This is a genomic window from Pseudomonas sp. MSSRFD41, from assembly GCF_014230245.1.
GTDB lineage: Bacteria > Pseudomonadota > Gammaproteobacteria > Pseudomonadales > Pseudomonadaceae > Aquipseudomonas > Aquipseudomonas piscis.
Window position 1 is genome coordinate 82,109 of sequence record NZ_JACKZK010000015.1, and the last position, 22,931, is coordinate 105,039.

A 22,931-nucleotide genomic window follows, 5' to 3' on the forward strand; every position below is an offset into this window, starting at 1 on the left:
TCAATGGCGGCCGGACACGTCGTCCAAGGCCGCGGGCAAATCGGTGAACTGGAAAGTGAAGCCTGCTTCCAGCAAGCGTGCGGGCACGGCACGTTGGCCTCCCAGCAGCAACAGCGACAACTCGCCCAGCGCCAGGCGCAGGACAAAGGCCGGCAGCGGTAGCAATGCGGGCCGGCGCAGGACCCGCCCCAGGGCGGAAGCGAACTCGCGGTTACGCACCGGCTTCGGCGCGCAGGCATTATAAGGACCCCGTGCCGCATCCTGATGCATAAGAAAATCAATCAGAGCGATTTGGTCATCGATGTGGATCCACGGCATCCATTGCCGCCCGTTGCCGATCGGGCCCCCTAGGCCCAGCTTGAATGGCAGCAACAGGCGCGACAAAAAGCCGCCGTCGGCGGACAGCACCAGGCCGGTGCGCACCAGCACCACGCGCACGCCCATGGCTTCGGCACGCTGGGCGGTTTCTTCCCAGGCGATGCACAGCTGGCTGGCGAAATCCTCGCTGACCGGAGGTGAGTCCTCGGCCAGTTCCCGTTCACCACCATCGCCATACCACCCCACCGCGGACCCGGAGACCAGCACCCGGGGCTTGTGCTCGCGACTCTCGAGCCAGGCCAGCAGGGTTTCGGTGAGGGTGATGCGGCTGGCCCACAGCAGCGCCTTGCGCTTGTGGGTCCAGGGACGGTCGGCTATGGGCGCGCCGGCCAGGTTGATCACCGCATCCAGCGGCGCCTGGTCCAGCTCTTGCAAAGATTTGACGGCCCGTACCCGGGGACCGCACAAGGCGGCAACTTTATCGGGCTGGCGAGTCCATACACTCAACTGATGCCCCTGGGCCAGCCAATGACGACATAACGCCCGCCCGATCAAACCAGTACCGCCGGTCAGCAAGATATGCATGACGTCTTCCTCGCGTGGCGTTTTACCCAAATCCCTAGTCTATTTTTATAAGCAGGGATCTTTTCAATCGGACAGGCTGCGTTTTAACGATAGACAACCTGCATAACCGATGACGCCGAAAGCTATACCAAAGAACAACATTGTACAGGTTTTGGCAGCGGCGTAGTCTGTACAGAAAGGTAAACGAGGCCCCTATGACAGTACCCATTGCAATCATTGGTACCGGCATCGCCGGACTCTCCGCCGCCCAGGCGCTTAGAGACGCCGGGCACCCCATCCAACTCTTCGACAAAAGCCGCGGCAGCGGTGGCCGCATGTCGAGCAAGCGCAGCGATGCCGGTAGCCTGGATCTGGGCGCCCAGTACTTCACCGCCCGCGATCGCCGTTTCGTCACCGAGGTCCAGCGCTGGCAGGCCAAAGGCTGGGTCGCCGAATGGACACCGCAGCTCTACAACTCCCATGCTGGCCAGCTCAGCCCTTCCCCCGACGAGCAAACCCGCTGGGTCGGCACACCGCGCATGAGCGCCATCACTCGGGCCCTGATCGGCGATCTCGAAGTGCACTTCGCTTGCCGTATCACCGAAGTCTTTCGCGGCGAACGACACTGGCACCTGCAAGATGCCGAAGGTTCTAGCCACGGCCCGTTCAGCCACGTGGTCATCGCCACGCCAGCGCCACAGGCTACCGCTCTGCTGGCCGCCGCGCCAAAGCTGGCGGCAGTCGCCGCCGGGGTGAAGATGGATCCGACCTGGGCCGTCGCTCTAGCCTTCGAGACTCCCCTGGAAACCCCGATGCAGGGCTGTTTCGTCCAGGACAGCCCACTGGACTGGCTGGCCCGCAATCGCAGCAAGCCCGGCCGTGACAGCCAGCTCGACACCTGGGTCCTGCATGCTTCCAGCAGCTGGAGTCGACAACACATCGACCTGCCCAAGGAGGCCGTGATCGAGCAGTTGCACGGTGCGTTCGCCGAGTTGCTGCACAGCGTCATGCCCGCGCCCGCCTTCAGCCTGGCGCACCGCTGGCTCTATGCCCGGCCTGCCACCAGTCATGAATGGGGTGCCCTGGCCGACGCCGACCTGGGCCTGTACGCCTGCGGCGACTGGTGCCTGTCCGGGCGCGTCGAGGGTGCCTGGTTAAGTGGCCAGGAGGCTGCTCGCAGGCTGCACGCGAACCTGCAGTGAACCGAGTCGCCCCCTGTAAATTGCTGCTGTCGAGATGGACAGCAGCCCACCCGCTGCATCGCGAGAAACACCTTCTCGTCACCGAAATGTCCTGCAATGAAGAAAGCCATGTACTGGATATCCAGTTGCAGGCAGTCCTCAGCCGCCTGGAGTGGCAAGCCTTGAAGGACGACCGCCAATACTTGTACAAATAATTTGACTCGTACAACTTTGAATCTATGATAGAAAAAAGTTGTACAAATCTTGCCAAATGTACAGGTATCCGGAGGCCGAGCCATGACTCCCAAGCCGAAAATCGCCATCAGCGCCTGCCTGACCGGCGCCGAAGTCCGCTACAACGGTGGACACAAGGAATCCCGCTTGTGCAGCCAGGTACTCGGCGAGCACTTCGAACTGCTGCCGCTTTGCCCGGAGGTCGCCATCGGCCTGGGCATCCCCCGCGAACCGATCCGCCTGGTACAGGCCAACAACCAGCCACGGGCCATCGGGACCCTGGACGAAACCCTGGATGTCACTCGCCCCCTGCAGGACTACGCCGAACGGATGGCCGCCGATATGACCGACCTGTGCGGCTACATCTTCATGCAGGACTCACCCTCCTGCGGACTGGAACGGGTCAAGGTGTACCAAGGCAGCGGGCCTCATCATCGGCGCGATGGCCGTGGGGTATATGCGCGGGTCTTCTGCGAGCGACGCCCTGACCTGCCGGTGGAAGAAGCCGGACGCCTCAACGATCCGGTACTGCGGGAAAACTTCCTGGCCCGGGTCTATGTCTATCGCGCCTGGCAGCTCCTGCTCGAACAAGGCCTCACCCGCCGTGCCCTCACCGAATTCCATGCCCGCTGCAAATACCTGCTGATGGCCCACCACCCGGTGCAGTACAAGGCCCTCGGTCAGCTGCTGGGCAGCATGGGCAGGCAGGATGCGGCACAGGTGGGCCCGCGCTACTTCAGTCAACTGATGAACGCCTTGAAGCAATGCGCTACCCGCGGTACCCACAGCAATGTGCTACAGCACCTGAGCGGCTATTTCCGGCAGGCCATCAGTGCCGAAGACAAGCAGGAAATGCAGCACATCATCGGCCAGTATCGCCAGGGCATCGTGCCGCTGGTGGTGCCCCTGACCTTGCTCAAGCATCACTTGCGCCGCCACCCCGATCCCTATATCGAGCGGCAACTGTACCTGCAGCCGCACCCGGAAAACCTCAGCCTGCGCAACGCGATCTGACCCATGGAACCCAATCCCCTGCCCGCTACGGCATCCCGAGACAACCCGGATCAGGGGTGGCTGCCGATCCGCGAGATCGCGCGCCTGACCGGAGTCAATGCGGTCACCCTGCGCGCCTGGGAGCGTCGCTATGGATTGATCGTGCCCCACCGTACGCCCAAGGGGCACCGCCTATACACCCGGGAACAGGTGCAACAGGTACTGACCATCCTGACCTGGCTCAACCGTGGCGTCGCGGTCAGCCAGGTCAGGCACCTGCTCGAAAGCGCCCCGACCTTCAATGTCCCTGTACAAAATGATTGGCAACGTCTGCGCCAGGTACTCAGGCTGGCCATCAGTCAACTGGCTGAGCGCAAGGTCGATGATGCTTTCAACCAAGCCATGGCCCTGTACCCGCCTCGCACCCTGTGCGAGCAACTGCTGATGCCCCTGCTGGCGGAGCTGGAGCAGCACTGGCAAGGGCAAGCCGGCAGCCGGTCAGAGCAGGTGTTCTTCTATTCATGGCTGCGCAGCAAGCTTGGCGCACGGATCTACCACAACAACCGCCAGTTGCAGGGCGCGCCGTTGTTGCTGGTCAACCAGTCGGACCTGCCCCTGGAACCCCATCTGTGGCTCACCGCCTGGCTGGCCAGCAGCGCCGACTGCCCGGTAGAGGTCTTCGACTGGCCCCTGCCCGGGGGCGAACTGGCCCTGGCCACCGAGCGCCTGCAAGCCCGCGGCCTGCTGCTGTACTCCAGCAAGGCGCTCAATCCCGCCCAACTGCCCCGGCTGCTGGGCGGCATTGCCTGCCAAAAATTCATCGCCGGACCCACGGTGTGCATCCACCCCGCCGAGTGGTCCGTATGTATCACTGAAATCGCCGATCTGTACCTGGCCCAAGACCCGATTGCGGCCTACCAGGCACTGCTCGAGCGAGGACTTTTCTGATCCGGAAACCGATATGCAATTGATCTGGCTGCGCAGCGATCTGCGCCTACACGACAACACCGCCCTGAGCGCCGCCGCCCAGCGGGGCCCGACCGTGGCGGTGTACCTGCTGAGCCCGGAGCAGTGGCAGGCCCATGATGATGCGCCCTGCAAGATCGATTTCTGGCTGCGCAACCTGCAATCGCTGAGTCACGCCCTGGGCCAGCTGAACATCCCGCTCTTGATTCGCAGCGCTGCCACCTGGGACCAGGCGCCCCAGGTCCTGCTGGACCTGTGCCGGCAACTGCAGATACGCATGCTGCACTTCAACCAGGAATACGGCATCCACGAAAGCCGTCGCGATGCAGCAGTGGCCCGGGTTCTGGAAAAGTCCGGTATCAGCGTCCAAGGCCACTTCGATCAACTGCTGTTCAAGCCCGGTAGCGTGCTGACCCAGAGCGGCGGCTACTTCCAGGTCTTCAGCCAGTTCCGCAAGGTCTGCTACAGCCGCCTGCACACCGCGCTGCCTGCGCTGGTGAGCGCGCCCAGGGCGCAGATACCGCTGTCGATCCATGCCGATCCGCTGCCAGGCCACGTCGAGGGCTTCCCCACCCCGAAGCCGGCCTTGCGCGAACTGTGGCCCGCCGGCGAAGACGAAGCGCAAGCGCGCCTGGAGCGGTTCGCCGATGAGCAGATCCACTACTACCAGGGCGAACGCGACTTTCCGGCCAAGCCCGGCACCAGCCAGCTGTCGCCCTACCTCGCCGCCGGCGTGATCTCGCCCCGCCAATGCCTGCACGCCGCCTTGCGCAGCAACCAGGGCGAGTTCGACAGCGGCAACCCCGGGGCGGTCACCTGGATCAACGAGTTGCTGTGGCGCGACTTCTACAAGCACATCCTCGCGGGCTACCCACGGGTATCCCGGCACCGCGCCTTCCGAGCGGAAACCGAAGCTGTGAAATGGCGCGACGCTCCCGAGGAACTGGCGGCCTGGCAAGAAGCCCGCACCGGCCTGCCGATCATCGATGCCGCCATGCGCCAGTTGCTGGAGACCGGCTGGATGCACAACCGCCTGCGCATGGTGGTGGCGATGTTCCTGACCAAGAACTTGTTGATCGATTGGCGCGAAGGCGAGCGTTTCTTCATGCGCCACCTGATCGACGGCGACCTGGCGGCCAATAACGGTGGCTGGCAATGGAGCGCCTCCACCGGCACCGATGCTGCGCCCTATTTCCGTATCTTCAACCCCGTGAGCCAGTCACAGAAGTTCGACCCCGAAGGCGCATTCATCAAGCACTGGCTGCCACAACTGGCCGGGCTGAACAAAAAAGATATCCACAACCCGGCGACCCTGGGCGGGCTGTTCGGCGTCTCTGACTACCCGGCGCCGATAGTGGACCTGTCACGGTCCCGGGAACGGGCCCTGGCGGCGTTCAAGGCACTGCCCTCGCGGCTGGAGGCAGGGGCCGGCCATGAGTGATTTCCTCGACCACTTCGCCCGGGAATTCGCCACCCTGGACGCCCACAACCTCGATCGCCTGGGCCAGCTCTACAGCGCTGACGTCCAGTTCACCGACCCTTTGCACGAGGTTCATGGACTGGCCCCTTTGCGCGACTACTTCGCCCAGCTGTACGCCAACGCCCGCGAACTGCGCTTCGACTTCCACGGCAGCGACCAGTGCGCCGAAGGCCAGGGCTACCTGCGCTGGACCATGAGCTACCGCCACCCGCGCCTCAACGGCGGCGGCCTGATCCAGGTGGCCGGCTGTTCACACCTGCAATGGCGTGACGCCCGGGTCTATCGCCACCGTGACTATTTCGACGCGGGAGCCCTGCTCTACGAACACCTGCCACTGATCGGGGCCGTGATCGCCTGGTTGAAAAGGAGGCTCGGATGAACCCGGCCATGCCCAGGCGGGTCTGGCTCACCGGCGCCAGCAGCGGCATCGGCGCGGCGCTGGCCGAAGAGCTGCTCGGGGCCGGTGCCCAGGTGGCGCTCAGTGCCCGCTCGCGCGAGCCGCTGGAGGCCCTGGCCCAGCGCTATCCGGGCCGGGTGCTGGTGGTACCGGGCGACCTTGGCGACGCCTTGCAGGTGCGCGAGATCGGCAAGCGCATCGCCCAGGCCTGGGGTGCCCTGGACAGCGTGATCCTCAATGCCGGGACCTGCGAGTACATCGAGGTGCAGCAATTCGACTCAGCGCTGATCGAACGGGTACTGAACACCAACCTGCTGGCCGCCAGCTACTGCATCGAAGCCGCATTGCCATTGTTGCGCGCCGGCAATCGCCCGCACCTGGTGGGTATAGCCAGCTCGGTAACCTACCTGGCGCTGCCCCGGGCCGGTGCCTACGGCGCCTCCAAGGCGGCGCTGCGCTACCTGCTGCAATCGCTGCGCATCGACCTGGCCGCCGAAGGCATCGACGTGACCCTGGTCAGCCCGGGCTTCGTCGATACCCCGCTAACCGCGCGCAACGACTTCGCCATGCCCATGCGCTGGAGCGCCCGGAAGGCCGCTCGGCATATCCACCAGCGCCTGCCCCACCGGGATCTGGAGATTGCATTCCCCGCCCCGTTCATCTTCGGCCTCAAGCTGCTGTCCTGGCTGCCCGGCCGCCTGCAACTGGCCCTCGCCAAACGCCTGGCCCGCCCGGGAAGTGCCCCATGAAAATCGCCATCATCGGCAGCGGCATCGCCGGCCTGACCTGTGCCTACCTCCTGAACCGCCGTCATGACATCCAGGTCTACGAAGCCGGCAGCTGGATCGGCGGCCACACCCATACCGTGGAGGTCAGCCTCAACGGCGAGACCCAGGCCGTGGACACCGGTTTCATCGTCTTCAACGACTGGACCTACCCCCATTTCATCCGCCTGCTGGGACAGATCGGCGTCAAGTTCAAAGCCACCCAGATGAGCTTCTCGGTGTGCGATCCAGCCACGGGCCTGGAGTACAACGGCAACAACCTCAACAGCCTGTTCGCCCAGCGGCGCAATCTGCTGTCGCCCGGTTTCTGGGGCATGCTGCGGGACATCCTGCGCTTCAACCAACACTCGCTGCTGGACCTGCAAAACCAGCGTATCGCGGCCTCGACCACCCTCGGTGACTACCTGAAGAGCCAGGGCTACGGCGAGCGCTTCATCCAGCACTACATCGTGCCCATGGGCTCGGCGATCTGGTCGATGTCACGGGGGCAGATGCTCGGTTTCCCCCTGCAGTTCTTTGTCCGTTTCTTCAAGAACCACGGTTTGCTGTCGGTGAACAACCGCCCCCAGTGGTACGTGATCGAAGGCGGCTCAAGCCGCTACGTCGAACCACTGACGGCCTCGTTCCGCGAGCGCATCCGCCTGGACTGCCCGGTGCAGCGGGTCGAGCGCGACGAACTCGGCGTGGTGATCCACAGCGCCGCCGGCAACGAGCGTTTCGACAAGGTGGTGTTCGCCTGCCACAGCGACCAGGCCCTGCGGCTGCTGGCCAGCCCTAGCCGCGCCGAACAGGACATCCTCCAGGCGCTGCCCTACGCCGACAACGACGTAGTGCTGCACACCGATACCCGACTGCTGCCGCGCCGCCGCCTGGCCTGGGCCAGTTGGAACTATCGCCTCGATGCCAGCGCCGATAAGGCCGCCGCCGTGACCTACGACATGAACATCCTGCAGGGCCTGCAGAGCAGCACCACCTTCTGCGTCAGCCTCAACCAGAGCGCGGCCATCGATCCGTCGAAGATTCTCACCCGCTACACCTACGCCCACCCGCAATACAGCCTGGAGGCCGTGGCCGCGCAAGCGCGCTGGAGCGAACTGCAAGGCCCCCACCACAGTTTCTACTGCGGTGCTTACTGGGCCAACGGCTTCCACGAGGACGGCGTGGTCAGTGCCCTGCGGGTGGCCCAGGTCTTCGGAGAACAATTGTGAACAGTGCCCTGTACAGCGGCTGGATCAGCCACCGGCGCTTCGCCCCCAAGGGCCACGCGTTCCGCTACCGGATCGGCTTGCTGTACCTGGACCTGGAGGAACAGGACGCGGTGCTGGGCCTCTCACCCCTGGCTGGCCGGAGCCGCTTCGCGCCCTTCGCCTTTCGTCAAGGCGACTACCTGCCGGCCTTCACCGGCCGGGGCATGGACCTGATCGACGCCGTACGCCAGCAGGTGGCCGCGGCCATCGGTCATGTGCCCGGTGGTGCGGTACGACTGCTGACCCAGGTGCGCAGCTGGGGCCTGGCCTTCAATCCGGTGAGCTTCTTCTACTGCTACGAAGCCGACGGACAACTGGCGGCGATTCTCTGCGAGGTCAGCAACACCCCCTGGCGCGAGCGCTATCACTATGTGCTGCCGGCCAGCCCCGCCAGCACCGACACTCCCGAGCACCAGCATTTTGCCGTGGCCAAGGCCTTTCACGTATCGCCATTCCTGCCCCGGGACCTTGAGTACCGCATGAGCTTCAGCCCCCCGGGCGAACGCCTGGGCGTACACATGGCCGACTGGCAGGGTGAGCTGAAGTTGTTCGACGCCACCCTCAACCTGCAACGCCAGGCCCTGGATCGACGCAGCCTGCATCGGTACTTGCGGCGCTTTCCGTGGATGACCGCCAAGACCTGCCTGGCGATCTACTGGCAGGCCCTGCGCCTGGCCGCCAAGGGCCTGCGCTTTTTCCCCCATCAGGCCGCCGTTGGCGCCTTTCGCACAGCCGCTATACCACCCAAGGATCGCCGCCATGAAATCCTCTAGCGTCTCGGCCAAAACCACTCTGATCAACACTCACGGCCTCACTGCCAGCCTGTTGCGCCGTGGCGTGCTGCGGCAACTGGCACAACTGCGCCACGGCCAACTGGTGGTCCATGAAAACGCTGAACGCCTGGTGTTCGGCAGCAGCGGCGCCCTGCTGGGGGAAATCCACATCCACGACAGCAGCGTCTGGGGCTTTGTAGCCAGCAGCGGTTCGATCGGCGCCGGCGAGGCCTATATCCATGGCTACTGGAGCACCCCGGACCTGACGGCGGTCATCCGCGTGTTCGTCAGCAACCTGGCAGTGCTGGACGCCATGGAAGGCGGCCTGGCCAGGCTCGGCCGGCCGCTGGTGCGCGGCCTGCACTGGCTCAACCGCAATACCCGCAAGGGCTCGCAGAAAAACATCGCCGCCCACTACGACCTGGGCAATGAGCTGTTCGAGCAGTTCCTCGACCCCACCATGATGTATTCCGCCGCGCAGTTTCGCAGTGCCGAGGACAGCCTGGAGCAGGCCCAGTTGAACAAGCTGCAGCGCATCTGCCAGAAGCTGGCGCTCACTCCCGAGGACCACCTGCTGGAGATCGGCACCGGCTGGGGCAGCATGGCCCTGTATGCCGCGCGGCACTATGGCTGCCAGGTCACCACCACGACCCTGTCCAGGGAACAGTTCGCCTACACCCGGCAGCGGATCGACGCCGCCGGCTTGCAGGACCGGGTGACCCTGTTGCTGGAGGATTACCGCGACCTGCGCGGCCAGTACGACAAGCTGGTGTCGATCGAGATGATCGAAGCCGTGGGCCACCGCTTCCTGCCCACTTACTTCAGACAATGCGCGAACCTGCTCAAGAGCAATGGCCTGATGCTGTTGCAAGCCATCACCATTCGCGACCAACGCTACGAGCAGGCGAAGAAGGGCGTGGACTTCATCCAGCGCTACATCTTCCCCGGCGGCGCCCTGCCCAGCGTGCAGAAAATGCTTGAAGTGGTCAGCCGCGAAACCGACATGAACCTGCTGCACATGGAGGATTTCGGCCTGCACTACGCCCGAACCCTGCGCCTGTGGCACGAGAATTTGCGCCGCGCCCATGGTCGTCTCGGCGAACTGGGTTACGACGAGTATTTCTTGCGGCTCTGGGAGTTCTACCTGTGCTACTGCGAAGGAGGCTTCCTGGAACGCACCATCGGCACCGCGCAAATGCTGCTGGCCAAACCTGCCGCAGCGCCACGACCGCTGCTGGGACGCCTCGATGCCTAGGCAACTGGCCGACGCCCTGCTGTTTCAGCTGGGCTGGGTTCAGTTGTGTGCTAAAGACAGCCTCTGGCTGCCGCATGCGCTGATACGAGCGGCGGCCGAGATAGGCCGCGAATTCGAATGGGGAGAGGCGGATTGCTTGAGCGAACGCCGAGGAATGGTCCACGGCGTATCGCTGGGACGGATCAGAGCGGCATCGTGTAGTGCAGGGCGTAGCTTTCTACCCCATCGTTGGGGCTGCTGATGCCGGCGTTGGAATAGTGCGTGGCGCGAATGCCAACTTCATGTCCGCCGTTGAAGCGCAGGCCGAAACCGATGCGGTCCTCGAACTGGAAGGACGAGCCCAGCTTGTTGTCTTCCAATTGAGTATGGGCAAAGGCCGCGACCCCGATCCCGGCCTCGATGTAGGGCTTGACGCTGTTTCCAGCGAACTCGTAGACAAATACCGGGGAGAACGACAGGCTGTGGTTGCTCGACTTCTTGTCACCATCCCAGTAGGTATAGGCGCCACTCCAGTAGCCCGTCAGGCGACCGACATCGCTTTGCAGCCAGCTCTTGTCCCAATCGAATTGCATACCAAGCCGGTAGGCTTGCGTCGAGTCCCCGGTCTGCCCCACGGAAAATTCCACCCCGGCGGCATGCGCGGAAAGACTTGGCCCCAGCAACGCGGCCGCAAGCGCGGCCAGACACAACAGTCGCTTCATCAGGAACATCCTTTTATTGAACTATTTTGAACGTTTTTATACAGCCTGGTAGATAGGCTATAGAAGTCAGCGCTGAACCAGAAGTTCAGCACTGACAGCAGGATTTAACGTTTTTTTCACAAGTCGAAAGACTGCACACTACCGGATTCTTGCCACAGGATGGGCAGTACTTTGGCAAAATGCGGCACATTGCCGCTGGTCCAGAAGCGGGTTTCCCGGGCCGGGCCATGGGCGCGCAGGCCGCCCTCGTCGAGCAGGCGCTGCAGTTGGCGGGCCACCGCCGCACCGGTATCCACCAGGCTGATGTGCCCAGGCAGCATCCGTGACAGCACGGGCTTGAGAAACGGGTAATGAGTGCAGCCCAGGATGATGGTGTCGCAGCCCGCCGCCAGCAGCGGCTCGACATACCCCTGCAGCAATTGGCACAAGGCCGCGCTGTGCAGGTCGCCGTTCTCGATCCTCTCCACCAGGCCCGGGCAAGGCTGGGTGACGACCTTCACATCGCCGGCAAACCGGTCGAGCAAGGCGGCGAACTTGGCGCTCTGCAGGGTACCGGTGGTGGCCAGGACCCCGACCACGCCGCTGCGGGTAGCCGCCGCGGCAGGCTTGACCGCAGGCTCCATGCCGACGATGGGCCAATCCGGAAAGTCCCCCCGCAGCTCGGCGACGCCGGCCACGGTGGCGGTGTTGCAGGCCAGCACCAGGGCCTTGGCCCCTTGCTCGCGAAAGAAGCGGGCCATCAGGCCGCAGCGCTGGCGGATGAATTCGGGAGTCTTTTCGCCGTAGGGAATGTAGCCGCAGTCACCGAGATACAGCAGCGACTCATTGGGCAGCAACTGCTGGATCTCCGCCAGGACCGACAAACCGCCGACCCCGGAATCGAAGACCGCCACCGGTGCTTCACTCATGCCGGCCTCCACAGACCTTGCAGCCAGGGTCGCGCTTGACCCGCAGCTCGCGAAAACGCGTACCCAGGGCATCGATCAGCAACAACCTGCCCACCAGCGGTTCGCCGAAACCGGCCAGCAGCTTCAAGGCTTCCAGCGCCTGCAGGCTGCCCACGGTGCCCACCAGCGGCCCCAGGACCCCGGCTTCGCTGCAGGTCAGTTCGGCCTCGCTGCCGTGCCCGTACAGGCAGTGATAGCAAGGACTGTGCGCGAGGCGCGGATCGAATACCGACAACTGCCCTTCCAGGCGAATCGCCGCACCACTGACCAGGGGCTTGCCGGCGGCGACACAGGCGGCGTTCACTGCTTCGCGGGTGGAAAAATTGTCACTGCAGTCCAGCACCAGGTCCACGCCTGCCACGGCGGCGGCCAGAGAGTCCTCGTCCAGCGCCACCGGATGGGGCACCAGGCGGATCTGTGGGTTGAGGGCGGACAGCCGGCCAATGGCCGAGTCCACCTTGCTCGAACCGACGCTATTGCTGTCATGGATGATCTGGCGCTGCAGGTTGGTCAGGTCGACGCGGTCGAAGTCGGCCAGGTGCAGCTCGCCGACCCCGGCCGCTGCCAGGTAGAGCGCCGCAGGAGCGCCAAGGCCACCGAGGCCGACGATCAGCACGCGGCTCTGCTTGAGACGCAATTGACCGTCGATATCGACCTGCTGCAACAGGATCTGCCGGCTATAGCGCAACAGCTCCTCATCGGTCAGCACGGCAAGCACCCCAGGCTGATGCGTTCATGGCCACCGAGATCGACCCGGCTATGGACTTCGATGAAACCCCGGGCGGCTAGCAGCTCGCGTACCGCCGGGCCCTGGTCGTAGCCGTGCTCCAGCATCAACCAGCCACCGGCTTCCAGGTGCAGCGGAGCCTGGTCCACGATCAGGCGCAGGTCATCGAGACCATCCTTGCCGGCCACCAGGGCGCTTTCCGGTTCGAAACGCACGTCGCCGGCCGCCAGGTGCGGATCGGCTTCGGCAATGTAGGGCGGGTTGCTGACGATCAAGCCGAAGCGCTGGCCCTGGATCGAATCGAACCAGTGGCTGCTGAGCACGGTGACGTTGTCCAGTTGCAGGCGCTGGCGGTTGCGTTCGGCCAGGGCCACGGCTTCCAGCACGCGGTCCACCGCAGTGACCTGCCAGGCCGGACGCTCGCTGGCCAGGGCCAGGGCAATGGCGCCACTGCCGGTGCCCAGATCCAGGACCCGGGCCGGGCCGGCAGGCCACAGCTGCAAAGCGGCCTCCACCAGCAGTTCGGTGTCGGGGCGCGGGATCAAGGTATGGGGAGCCACTTCCAGGTCGAGTTTCCAGAACCCCTGCTGGCCGAGGATATAGGCCACCGGCTCGCCGGAGCGACGCCGTTGCAGGTATTCAGTGAACACCAGGACCGCCTCGCTGGGCACGATGCGCTCGGGCCAGGTATGCAGAAAGCTGCGGGGCTTGCCCAGGGCCGCGGCCAGGAGCAGCTCGGCGTCCAGGCGCGGGGTTGGCGAATCGGGCAGTTGGGCGGCGCGCAACAGGCTGGCGATGATGGTCATTCAATCACCCAATGCGGCAAGTTGGTCGGCCTGGTACTCGGCCAGCAGCGGCTCGATCACCGCTTCCACGCCACCGGCGATGATTTCGTCCAGGGAATACAGGGTCAGGTTGACCCGATGGTCGGTGACACGCCCCTGGGGAAAGTTATAGGTGCGGATACGTTCGGAACGGTCGCCCGAGCCCACCAGCAACTTGCGCTCGCTGGCGATGGCGCTGGCTGCCGCACTGGCCTGCTGGTCATTGAGCTTGGCCGACAACCAGGCCAGGGCGCGCGCACGGTTCTTGTGCTGGGAACGTTCTTCCTGGCACTCCACCACGATGCCGGTGGGCAAGTGAGTGATGCGGATGGCCGAGTCGGTCTTGTTCACGTGCTGGCCGCCGGCGCCGGAAGAACGATAGGTGTCGATGCGCAAGTCCGCCGGGTTGATCTCGATGGCTTCCTGCTCATCCGGCTCGGGCAGCACCGCCACGGTGCACGCCGAGGTATGGATGCGCCCCTGGGATTCGGTGGCCGGCACTCGCTGTACACGATGGGCCCCGGACTCGAATTTCAGCTTGCCGTAGACATTATCGCCCTCGACCCGGGCGATGATTTCCTTGTAGCCGCCGTGCTCGCCCTCGTTCTCGGAGAGAATCTCCAGGCGCCAGCCACGTCGCTCGGCATAACGCGAATACATGCGAAACAGATCGCCGGAAAAGATCGCCGCCTCGTCACCACCGGTACCGGCACGGATTTCCAGGAACACGTTGCGCCCATCGTTGGGGTCCTTGGGCAACAACATGCGCTGCAGGCTGCTTTCCAGCTCGGCCAGTTGTTCCTTGGCTTCGCGGACTTCTTCCACGGCCATTTCCCGCAGGTCCGGGTCGCTGTCCTTGAGCAGCGCCTGGGCGCCCTCCAGGTCGGCCTGGACCTTGAGTACCTGCTTGTAGGAGGCGACGATCGGCTCGACTTCCGCGTACTCCTTGGAATAGGCACGGAACTTGGCCTGGTCGGAAATGACCTCGGCGTCGCCAAGCAAGGCGGTCAGTTCCTCGAAACGGTCCTGGAGAATGTCCAGCTTACTGAGCAGTGACGCTTTCATTGCGGGGTTTTATCCGAAGAGCCCTCACCGAGGGCAAAGAGTTCTTGAGCCATGGCCAGCGCATCGAGGCGGCCTTCGGCGGAAAGCTTTTTCAACTGCACGCTCGGTGCATGCAGCAGTTTGTTGGTCAGGCCACGGGCCAGCTGGGCCAGCACGTCTTCGGCGCTGGTGCCGTTGGTCAGCATGCGCAGGGCCTTCTGCAACTCCTCGTCACGCAGGCGCTCGCTCTGTTGACGATAGGCCTTGAGCACGTCCACTGCCGCCAGCTCGCGCAAACGCACCATGAAATCCTCGGCGCCGATGTTCACCAGCTCTTCGGCAGCCTGTGCCGCGCCCTGGCGGCTCTTGAGGTTTTCCGCGACCACTTCGTGGAGATCGTCGACGGTATAGAGATAAACGTCGTCCAACTCGCCGACTTCCGGCTCGATATCCCGGGGAACGGCGATGTCCACCATGAAGATCGGCTTGTGCTTGCGCAGCCTCAGGGCACTCTCCACCGCTCCCTTGCCCAGGATCGGCAACTGGCTCGCGGTGGAACTGATGACGATATCGCTGTGCACCAGCTCCTGGGGAATATCCGCGAGCAGTACCGCATGGGCGCCGAACTGTTCCGCCAGCTGGCTGGCGCGCTCCAGGGTGCGGTTGGCCACCACGATGCGCTTGACGCCCAGTTCGTGCAGGTGCCGGGCGACCAGGGTGATGGTCTCGCCCGCGCCGATCAGCAGCGCCTGGCTGCGCTGCAGGTCGCTGAAGATCTGCTTGGCCAGGCTCACTGCGGCGAAAGCCACGGATACGGGGTTCTCACCGATGGCGGTATCGGTGCGGACCTGCTTGGCGGCATTGAAGGTCGCCTGGAACAGCCGTCCCAGCAAGGGGCCGACGGTGCCGGCCTCACGGGCCACGGCGTAGGCGGACTTCATCTGCCCGAGGATCTGCGGCTCGCCCAGTACCAGCGAGTCCAGGCCCGAGGCCACGCGCATCATGTGACGAACTGCCGCATCGTCCTCATGCACATAGGCACTGGCACGCAGGTCGTCCAGGCTCAGCTGGTGGTATTCCGCCAGCCAGCGCAGCACCACATCGGCCGAAAGATGATCCTGTTCTACATAGAGCTCACTGCGGTTGCAGGTGGAGAGGATCGCAGCTTCGCGGCTGTCGGTGAGTCGGCAGAGCTGCTGCAAGGCCTCAACCAACTGCTCAGGGGTAAAGGCCACGCGCTCGCGGACGTCTACAGAAGCAGTCTTGTGGTTAATACCAAGTGCAAGGAAGGCCATTCAAGGTCGCTGATGATGTCGAGAAGCCGGCAATTGTCCTACTTCGACAGATTCAGAACAACTCCCGCCGACTATTGTCCCAATAGACTGCCTCTGTTCTGGCATCCCGTTGAGTCTCGGTTATGTTTGGCCGAAGGCTTGTGTCATGATGATCCGACCGCAGGTTAGTCGCCCTCTTCCTATATGAATAGATCCTCCGCGTTGCTCCTCGCCCTTGTCTTCCTCAGCGGATGCCAGTCCCTGGCCCCTGTTTCATCGGACGCCACGCCGTCGGTGGAAGACAGCGCCCCGGCCCCTGAAAAGCCCAAGGTCTACTCCTCGTTCAGCGAAGACACCGTCTTCAGCCTGCTGAGCGCCGAGCTGGCGGGCCAGCGCAATCGCTTCGACATTGCCCTGGACAACTACGTAACCCAGGCCATCAACACCCAGGACCCGGGCATCTCCGAGCGGGCCTTTCGCATCGCCGAGTACCTGGGCGCCGACCAAGCGGCCCTGGACACATCGCTGATCTGGGCGAAAAACGCTCCCGACGACCTCGAGGCGCAGCGTGCGGCCGCTATCCAGCTGGCCCGCGCCGGGCGTTACGACGACTCCATGCTTTATATGGAGAAGGTCCTGCAGGGCAAGGGCGATACCCATTTCGACTTCCTGGCCCTGTCGGCCGCCGATACCGATCAGGAAACCCGTGACGGCTTGATGAAAGGCTTCGACCGGCTGCTGCAAAAGCATCCGCATAACAGCCAGCTGATTTTCGGCAAGGCCCTGCTGATGCAACAGGATGGCGACGCCAAGGAAGCCCTGGCCCTGCTGGAGGAGAATCCGCCGGAAGACGGCGAAGTGGCGCCGCTGCTGTTGCGCGCCCGCCTGCTGCAAAGCCTGAACCGCAGCAAGGAAGCCCTGCCCCTGCTGGAAAAGAGCATTCGCAAGTATCCGGATGACAAGCGCCTGCGCCTGACCTACGCCCGCATGCTGGTGGAACAGGACCGCATGGAAGATGCCAAGGCGCAGTTCTCGAGCCTGGTCCAGCAGTACCCCGAGGACGACGAGCTGCGCTACTCCCTGGCACTGGTGTGCCTGGAAGCCAAGGCCTGGGACGAGGCCAAGGGCTACCTCGAAGACCTGATCGCGCGGGAAAGCCATGAAGATTCCGCGCACCTGAACCTGGGCCGTATCGCCGAAGAGCTCAACGACCCGCAAGGGGCGCTGGCCGAGTATGCCCAGGTTGGCCCGGGCAACGACTACCTGCCGGCACAACTGCGCCAGGCCGACATCCTGATGAACAACGGCCGTACCGATGAAGCGCAAAAGCGCCTGGTGGCGGCTCGCGACGCCCAACCCGACTACGCCATCCAGCTGTACCTGATCGAGGTCGAGACCCTGTCGGCGAACAACCAGGGGCCGCGCGCCTGGAGCGTCATCCAGCAGGCGCTGAAGCAGTATCCCGACGATGTGAACCTGCTCTACACCCGTGCCATGCAGGCCGAGAAGCGCAATGACCTGGGCCAGCTGGAAAAGGACCTGCGCCTGATCATCCAGCGCGAACCGGACAACGCCATGGCACTGAACGCGCTGGGCTACACCTTGTCCGATCGCACGACCCGTTATGCCGAGGCCAAGGCCCTGATCGAGCAGGCCCACCAGCTGACCCCGGACGACCCGGCGGTACTCGACAGCCTGGGCTGGGTGAACTACCGCCTGGGTAACCTGGACGAGGCCGAGCGCCTTCTGCGCCAGGCCCTGGAGCGCTTCCCCGACCCGGAAGTCGCCGCGCACCTGGGTGAAGTCCTGTGGCATAACGACAAGCAACGCGAAGCCCGGCAGGTCTGGAACAAGTTCCTCAAGGACCAGCCGGACAACCCCGTGCTGCGCCAGACCATCAAACGCCTGACCGGATCAGAGACTCTTTAAGACCATGCTTGTGCGCCACTTCATCGTTTTCAGCTTCATCGCCCTGCTGGCCGGCTGCGCCGGTTTCGGCGCCCGTGAATCCGTCCAGGGCCAGGGCAACCCGGCGCAATGGCGCCAGCACAAGGACCAGTTGAGCGGTCTCGATGGCTGGCAGATCAACGGCAAGATCGGCATCCGTGCTCCCAAGGACTCCGGCAGCGGTACGCTGTTCTGGCTGCAACGCCAGGATTACTACGACATCCGCTTGTCCGGCCCGCTGGGCCGCGGTGCCGCACGCCTGACCGGTCGCCCGGGCCAGGTCAGCCTCGAAGTGGCCAACCAGGGCCGCTACGAAGCCAGCAGCCCGGAGTCGCTACTGGAAGAACAACTGGGCTGGAAACTGCCGGTATCCCACCTGGGCTGGTGGGTTCGTGGCCTGCCCGCCCCGGGTAGCAAGAGCCGCCTGACCCTGGATGGCGACAGCCACCTGGCGAGCCTGGAACAGGACGGCTGGCAAGTGGATTACAGCAGCTACTCGCAGCAGAACGGCTATTGGTTGCCCGAGCGGATCAAGCTGCATGGCAGCGACCTTGACGTCACACTGGTGATCAAGGAATGGCAACCACGCAAGCTGGGGCAATGACATGAGCGTGCAAAAACTGACGCTGCCGTCCCCGGCCAAGCTCAACCTGATGCTGCACATCCTGGGACGTCGCGCAGACGGTTATCACGAGCTGCAGACCCTGTTCCAGTTCCTCGACTACGGCGACGAAATCACCTTCGCCGTACGTGATGACGGGGTGATCCACCTGCACACCGAGTTCGAAGGCGTCCCCCACGACAGCAACCTGATCGTCAAGGCCGCGAAGAAACTCCAGGAACAATCCGGCTGCACCCTGGGTATCGACATCTGGATCGACAAGATCCTGCCCATGGGCGGCGGCATCGGTGGCGGCAGTTCCAATGCCGCCACCACCCTGCTGGGCCTGAACCATCTCTGGCAACTGGACTGGGATGAAGACCGCCTGGCGGCACTGGGTTTGACCCTGGGTGCCGACGTACCGGTCTTCGTCCGTGGGCATGCGGCATTCGCCGAGGGCGTTGGGGAAAAACTCAGCCCCGAATACCCCGAGGAGCCGTGGTACCTCGTGCTGGTCCCGCAAGTCTCTGTAAGTACAGCAGAAATTTTTTCCGATCCGCTGTTGACACGTGACAGCGCGCCCATTAAAGTGCGCCCCGTTCCCAAGGGAAACAGCAGAAATGACTGCCTCCCGGTAGTCGCAAGGCGTTATCCAGAAGTACGTAACGCATTGAATTTGCTAGGTAAATTTACCGAAGCAAAACTGACTGGAACTGGAAGTTGTGTGTTTGGGGGCTTCCCAAGCAAAGCTGAAGCTGATAAAGTCTCGGCCCTTCTTACAGAGACCCTTACAGGGTTTGTAGCAAAAGGGAGCAACGTTTCGATGTTGCATCGCAAGCTGCAAACGCTGCTCTAACGGAAACGAGTGTCAGGCACTCGAAGCAACAGATACAGGGGCGTCGCCAAGCGGTAAGGCAGCAGGTTTTGATCCTGCCATGCGTTGGTTCGAATCCAGCCGCCCCTGCCATTTTCCTTATACTCATCCAGGTATACCCTCAGCCTTCAGGTACTGCGCGTGTCCAAGATGATGGTCTTTACGGGGAACGCCAACCCCGATCTGGCTCGGCGTGTCGTACGTCAGCTGCATATCCCTCTCGGTGACATTTCTGTTGGAAAATTTTCCGACGGCGAAATTACTGCCGAGATCAATGAAAATGTCCGCGGTAAAGACGTCTTCATTATTCAGCCGACCTGCGCTCCGACCAACGATAACCTGATGGAACTCGTCGTGATGGCTGATGCCTTCCGTCGTTCCTCGGCTACTCGTATCACTGCTGTTATTCCTTATTTTGGTTATGCCCGTCAGGATCGCCGTCCGCGTTCCGCACGTGTGGCTATCAGCGCGAAAGTCGTGGCTGACATGCTCACCGTGGTCGGCATCGACCGTGTGCTCACGGTTGACCTGCATGCTGACCAGATTCAGGGTTTCTTCGATATCCCGGTAGATAACATCTACGGCTCCCCAGTCCTGGTGGACGATATCGAAGACCAGCGTTTCGAAAACCTGATGATCGTCTCCCCGGACATCGGCGGCGTCGTGCGTGCACGTGCCGTGGCCAAGTCCCTGGGCGTTGATCTCGGGATCATCGACAAGCGTCGTGAGAAAGCCAATCACTCCGAAGTGATGCATATCATCGGCGACGTCGAAGGACGCACCTGCATTCTGGTCGACGACATGGTCGATACCGCCGGCACCCTGTGCCACGCGGCCAAGGCCCTGAAAGAGCATGGCGCCGCCAAGGTCTTCGCCTACTGCACACACCCTGTGCTGTCGGGTCGGGCCATCGAGAACATCGAAAATTCCGTGCTGGACGAGCTGGTGGTGACCAATACCATCCCGCTGTCCGCAGCAGCACAAGCCTGTGCACGTATCCGCCAACTGGATATCGCACCGGTAGTTGCCGAAGCGGTTCGCCGTATCAGCAACGAAGAATCGATCAGCGCGATGTTCCGCTAAGGGCTGGTCCCTGGCAAAACATCTCGATGACGAAAAGCGCCCCGTCCCAGCCTAGGTTGGGACGGGGCTTTTTTGCCCGTATCGCCCTTGGCGCTGGTCGCAAACGCCAAGGCGGACGAGGTTATTTTGGAGATACAAAATGAACGATTTTACCCTGAATGCTGAACTGCGTTCCGACCTGGGGAAAGGTGCGAGCCGCCGCCTGCGTCGTCTCGCTAGCCTGGTTCCAGCTGTTGTTTACGGTGGCGACAAAGCCCCTGAATCCATCAGCATGCTGGCCAAGGAAATTGCCAAGCTGCTGGAAAACGAAGCTGCCTACAGCCACATCATCGAACTGAACGTCGGTGGCACCAAGCAGAACGTCGTGATCAAGGCCCTGCAACGTCACCCAGCCAAAGGCCACGTACTGCACGCTGACTTCGTTCGCGTAGTTGCCGGCCAGAAACTGACCGCTATCGTTCCAGTGCACTTCATCAACGAATCTGCACCTGTGAAGAAAGGCGGCGAGATCTCCCACGTAGTGTCGGAAATCGAAGTTTCCTGCCTGCCGAAAGATCTGCCTGAATTCATCGAAGTCGACCTGGCTGACGCTGAAATCGGCACCATCGTTCACCTGTCCAACATCAAGGCCCCTAAAGGCGTTGAGTTCGTGGCCCTGGCACACGGTAACGACCTGGCAGTAGCCAACGTCCACGCTCCACGTGTTGCTCCAGAAGCTGCTGAAGGCGCTGCAGAGTAATTTCACTCTGACGCCGGAGTAGCGGAAACATCGCGGACAGTGACGTAGCGAGAAAGCGGGCGAGAACGCGAAGTTTACGCATCATGGTAAATGAGCTGTTGTCGTCCACTTTCGCCGCTGCCAAGCTGCGCGGCGATGTTATCCACAACTCCAGAGAAGGGCCCCTATCGTGACTGCCATCAAACTGATCGTCGGCCTGGGTAATCCAGGCGCTGAATACGAACAGACCCGGCATAACGCAGGGGCCCTTTTTGTTGAGCGCATCGCCGACAAGCAAGGTGTGAACCTTGTGGCCGATCGCAAATATTTCGGCCTGACCGGGCGCTTCAGTCACCAGGGTCAGGACATTCGTCTGCTGATTCCCACCACCTACATGAACCGCAGCGGCCAGGCCGTGGCGGCGCTTGCGGGTTTCTTCCGCATCAAGCCCGAAGAAATCCTGGTGGCCCATGACGAACTAGACTTGCCTCCCGGCGTCGCCAAGCTCAAGACCGGCGGCGGACACGGCGGGCACAACGGACTGCGGGACATCATCGCGCAGCTCGGCAACCAGAATACCTTTCACCGCCTGCGGCTCGGCATCGGCCACCCGGGCGTCGCCAGCATGGTTTCGAACTTTGTCCTGGGTCGTGCGCCACGCGCCGAACAGGAAAAGCTCGACGCCAGCATCGATTTTGCCCTCGGCGTGCTGCCGGATATCTTCGCCGGTGAATGGAACCGCGCGATGAAAAACCTGCACAGCCAGAAGGCCTGACTCTTACCCGAGGGGAAACACCATGGGATTCAATTGCGGCATCGTCGGCCTGCCCAACGTCGGCAAGTCCACCCTGTTCAACGCCCTGACCAAGTCCGGTATCGCGGCGGAGAACTTCCCCTTCTGCACCATCGAGCCCAACAGCGGCATCGTGCCGATGCCCGACGCGCGCCTGGATGCCCTGGCCGAGATCGTCAAGCCGAACCGTGTCCTGCCGACCACCATGGAGTTCGTCGACATCGCCGGCCTGGTGGCAGGTGCATCCAAGGGTGAAGGCCTGGGCAACAAGTTCCTCGCCAACATCCGCGAGACCGATGCCATCGCCCACGTAGTGCGCTGCTTCGAAGACGAGAACGTGATTCATGTCTCCAACAGCGTCGACCCGAAGCGCGACATCGAGATCATCGATCTGGAACTGATCTTCGCTGACCTCGACAGCTGCGAGAAACAACTGCAGAAGGTCGCGCGCAATGCCAAGGGCGGCGACAAGGACGCCCTGGCCCAGAAGGCCATTCTCGAGCAGCTGATCCCGCACTTCACCGAAGGCAAGCCGGCCCGCAGCCTGATGAAGAACATGAGCGCCGAAGACAAGGCCGTCATCCGTGGCTTCCACCTGCTGACCAGCAAGCCGGTGATGTACATCGCCAACGTGGCCGAGGATGGCTTCGAGAACAACCCGCACCTGGATGTGGTCAAGGCCATCGCCGAAGAAGAAGGCGCGGTCGTGGTACCGGTATGCAACAAGATCGAAGCCGAGATCGCCGAGCTGGAAGAAGGTGAAGAAAAGGACATGTTCCTCGAGGCCCTGGGCCTGGAAGAGCCGGGCCTGAATCGCGTGATCCGCGCAGGCTACGAACTGCTCAACCTGCAGACCTACTTCACGGCCGGCGTGCAGGAAGTACGGGCCTGGACCGTTCGCGTCGGCGCCACCGCACCGCAAGCAGCGGGCGTGATCCACACCGACTTCGAAAAAGGCTTCATCCGCGCCGAAGTGGTGGCTTATGACGACTTCATCCAGTTCAAGGGTGAAGCCGGTGCCAAGGAAGCCGGCAAGTGGCGCCTGGAAGGCAAGGAATACATCGTCAAGGACGGCGACGTGATGCACTTCCGCTTCAACGTCTGATCCCCCCGGACGACACCACCCCCCGTACATCCCCAGGATGCACGGGGGTTTGTTTTTTGTGCCCTCTGTTTTGCCAGACTCTCGCCCTTCCTGGCGCAAT

Annotated in this window: 24 protein-coding genes and 1 tRNA gene; 18 read left to right on the forward strand and 7 right to left on the reverse strand. The window is 62.9% G+C overall.

The genetic code is table 11. The features are described 5' to 3' along the window. Positions 1-903, reverse strand: a complete 903-nt coding sequence (locus H7A76_RS21440) for a TIGR01777 family oxidoreductase (RefSeq protein WP_185700347.1) — start codon at positions 901-903, stop codon at positions 1-3. Positions 904-1,097: 194 nt separating this feature from the next. On the opposite strand from H7A76_RS21440, the gene H7A76_RS21445 reads away from it, so the two are divergent. From H7A76_RS21445 to H7A76_RS21490, 10 genes are all read left to right on the forward strand, one after another. Continuing rightward, positions 1,098-2,084, forward strand: a complete 987-nt coding sequence (locus H7A76_RS21445; RefSeq protein WP_185700348.1) for an NAD(P)/FAD-dependent oxidoreductase — start codon at positions 1,098-1,100, stop codon at positions 2,082-2,084. Next, a complete protein-coding gene (locus tag H7A76_RS21450; protein WP_185700349.1) occupies positions 2,081-2,278 on the forward strand; it encodes a TIGR02450 family Trp-rich protein in 198 nt (65 codons plus the stop codon). Before H7A76_RS21445 ends, H7A76_RS21450 begins: the two co-directional genes overlap by 4 nt. A gap of 82 nt (positions 2,279-2,360) precedes the next feature. Beyond that, a complete protein-coding gene (locus H7A76_RS21455; protein WP_185700350.1) occupies positions 2,361-3,311 on the forward strand; it encodes a DUF523 and DUF1722 domain-containing protein in 951 nt (316 codons plus the stop codon). A 3-nt stretch (positions 3,312-3,314) separates the two neighbouring features. After that, positions 3,315-4,238, forward strand: a complete 924-nt coding sequence (locus H7A76_RS21460) for a MerR family transcriptional regulator (RefSeq protein WP_185700351.1) — start codon at positions 3,315-3,317, stop codon at positions 4,236-4,238. 13 nt (positions 4,239-4,251) lie between these two features. Next, a complete protein-coding gene (gene phrB, locus H7A76_RS21465) occupies positions 4,252-5,697 on the forward strand; it encodes a deoxyribodipyrimidine photo-lyase (RefSeq protein ID WP_185700352.1) in 1,446 nt (481 codons plus the stop codon). After that, positions 5,690-6,115: a nuclear transport factor 2 family protein gene (locus H7A76_RS21470; protein ID WP_185700353.1), complete on the forward strand. Its 426-nt coding sequence runs from the start codon at positions 5,690-5,692 to the stop codon at positions 6,113-6,115. Before phrB ends, H7A76_RS21470 begins: the two co-directional genes overlap by 8 nt. After that, positions 6,112-6,882: an SDR family oxidoreductase gene (locus H7A76_RS21475; RefSeq protein WP_185700354.1), complete on the forward strand. Its 771-nt coding sequence runs from the start codon at positions 6,112-6,114 to the stop codon at positions 6,880-6,882. The genes H7A76_RS21470 and H7A76_RS21475 overlap by 4 nt, the downstream gene beginning before the upstream one ends. Further along, positions 6,879-8,126 (forward strand): NAD(P)/FAD-dependent oxidoreductase, encoded by a 1,248-nt coding sequence (locus tag H7A76_RS21480; protein WP_185700355.1) that lies wholly within the window; start codon positions 6,879-6,881, stop codon positions 8,124-8,126. Before H7A76_RS21475 ends, H7A76_RS21480 begins: the two co-directional genes overlap by 4 nt. Next, positions 8,123-8,938, forward strand: coding sequence for a DUF1365 domain-containing protein (locus H7A76_RS21485; protein ID WP_185700356.1), 816 nt, complete (start codon positions 8,123-8,125; stop codon positions 8,936-8,938). The genes H7A76_RS21480 and H7A76_RS21485 overlap by 4 nt, the downstream gene beginning before the upstream one ends. Beyond that, positions 8,925-10,193, forward strand: a complete 1,269-nt coding sequence (locus H7A76_RS21490; RefSeq protein WP_185700357.1) for an SAM-dependent methyltransferase — start codon at positions 8,925-8,927, stop codon at positions 10,191-10,193. Before H7A76_RS21485 ends, H7A76_RS21490 begins: the two co-directional genes overlap by 14 nt. A 182-nt stretch (positions 10,194-10,375) precedes the next feature. On the opposite strand, the gene H7A76_RS21495 is transcribed toward H7A76_RS21490, so the two are convergent. From H7A76_RS21495 to hemA, 6 genes are all read right to left on the reverse strand, one after another. Continuing rightward, complete coding sequence (locus tag H7A76_RS21495; RefSeq protein WP_185700358.1) at positions 10,376-10,894, reverse strand: acyloxyacyl hydrolase; 519 nt, start codon at positions 10,892-10,894, stop codon at positions 10,376-10,378. A gap of 116 nt (positions 10,895-11,010) precedes the next feature. Beyond that, the gene (gene murI / locus H7A76_RS21500; RefSeq protein WP_185700359.1) at positions 11,011-11,802 is read right to left on the reverse strand and encodes a glutamate racemase; all 792 of its coding nucleotides are present in this window, start codon (positions 11,800-11,802) and stop codon (positions 11,011-11,013) included. Further along, a complete protein-coding gene (locus tag H7A76_RS21505) occupies positions 11,795-12,550 on the reverse strand; it encodes a molybdopterin-synthase adenylyltransferase MoeB (protein ID WP_185700360.1) in 756 nt (251 codons plus the stop codon). The genes murI and H7A76_RS21505 overlap by 8 nt, the downstream gene beginning before the upstream one ends. Next, positions 12,544-13,374 carry a peptide chain release factor N(5)-glutamine methyltransferase gene (gene prmC, locus H7A76_RS21510; RefSeq protein WP_185700361.1) on the reverse strand — a complete coding sequence of 277 codons (831 nt, stop codon included), beginning with the start codon at positions 13,372-13,374 and terminating at the stop codon, positions 12,544-12,546. The genes H7A76_RS21505 and prmC overlap by 7 nt, the downstream gene beginning before the upstream one ends. After that, positions 13,375-14,457: a peptide chain release factor 1 gene (prfA, locus tag H7A76_RS21515; protein WP_185700362.1), complete on the reverse strand. Its 1,083-nt coding sequence runs from the start codon at positions 14,455-14,457 to the stop codon at positions 13,375-13,377. Next, the gene (gene hemA, locus H7A76_RS21520) at positions 14,454-15,731 is read right to left on the reverse strand and encodes a glutamyl-tRNA reductase (protein ID WP_185700363.1); all 1,278 of its coding nucleotides are present in this window, start codon (positions 15,729-15,731) and stop codon (positions 14,454-14,456) included. The genes prfA and hemA overlap by 4 nt, the downstream gene beginning before the upstream one ends. A gap of 183 nt (positions 15,732-15,914) precedes the next feature. On the opposite strand from hemA, the gene H7A76_RS21525 reads away from it, so the two are divergent. The 8 genes from H7A76_RS21525 (at position 15,915) to ychF (ending at position 22,831) form a co-directional block, all read left to right on the forward strand. Further along, positions 15,915-17,639: a tetratricopeptide repeat protein gene (locus H7A76_RS21525; protein WP_185700364.1), complete on the forward strand. Its 1,725-nt coding sequence runs from the start codon at positions 15,915-15,917 to the stop codon at positions 17,637-17,639. Between the two features lie 4 nt (positions 17,640-17,643). Continuing rightward, complete coding sequence (lolB, locus tag H7A76_RS21530; protein ID WP_185700365.1) at positions 17,644-18,261, forward strand: lipoprotein insertase outer membrane protein LolB; 618 nt, start codon at positions 17,644-17,646, stop codon at positions 18,259-18,261. A 1-nt stretch (position 18,262) separates the two neighbouring features. Further along, positions 18,263-19,114 carry a 4-(cytidine 5'-diphospho)-2-C-methyl-D-erythritol kinase gene (gene ispE / locus H7A76_RS21535; RefSeq protein ID WP_185700366.1) on the forward strand — a complete coding sequence of 284 codons (852 nt, stop codon included), beginning with the start codon at positions 18,263-18,265 and terminating at the stop codon, positions 19,112-19,114. A 36-nt stretch (positions 19,115-19,150) separates the two neighbouring features. Continuing rightward, positions 19,151-19,225 (forward strand) — tRNA-Gln (locus H7A76_RS21540). Positions 19,226-19,273: 48 nt separating this feature from the next. After that, positions 19,274-20,215 carry a ribose-phosphate pyrophosphokinase gene (locus H7A76_RS21545; protein WP_003171603.1) on the forward strand — a complete coding sequence of 314 codons (942 nt, stop codon included), beginning with the start codon at positions 19,274-19,276 and terminating at the stop codon, positions 20,213-20,215. Positions 20,216-20,354: 139 nt separating this feature from the next. After that, the gene (locus H7A76_RS21550) at positions 20,355-20,954 is read left to right on the forward strand and encodes a 50S ribosomal protein L25/general stress protein Ctc (protein WP_185700367.1); all 600 of its coding nucleotides are present in this window, start codon (positions 20,355-20,357) and stop codon (positions 20,952-20,954) included. Between the two features lie 169 nt (positions 20,955-21,123). Then, on the forward strand, positions 21,124-21,708 hold the full coding sequence (gene pth / locus H7A76_RS21555) for an aminoacyl-tRNA hydrolase (RefSeq protein WP_031320511.1): 585 nt from the start codon (positions 21,124-21,126) through the stop codon (positions 21,706-21,708). Between the two features lie 22 nt (positions 21,709-21,730). Beyond that, complete coding sequence (gene ychF / locus H7A76_RS21560; RefSeq protein ID WP_185700368.1) at positions 21,731-22,831, forward strand: redox-regulated ATPase YchF; 1,101 nt, start codon at positions 21,731-21,733, stop codon at positions 22,829-22,831. Positions 22,832-22,931 lie beyond the last annotated feature (100 nt).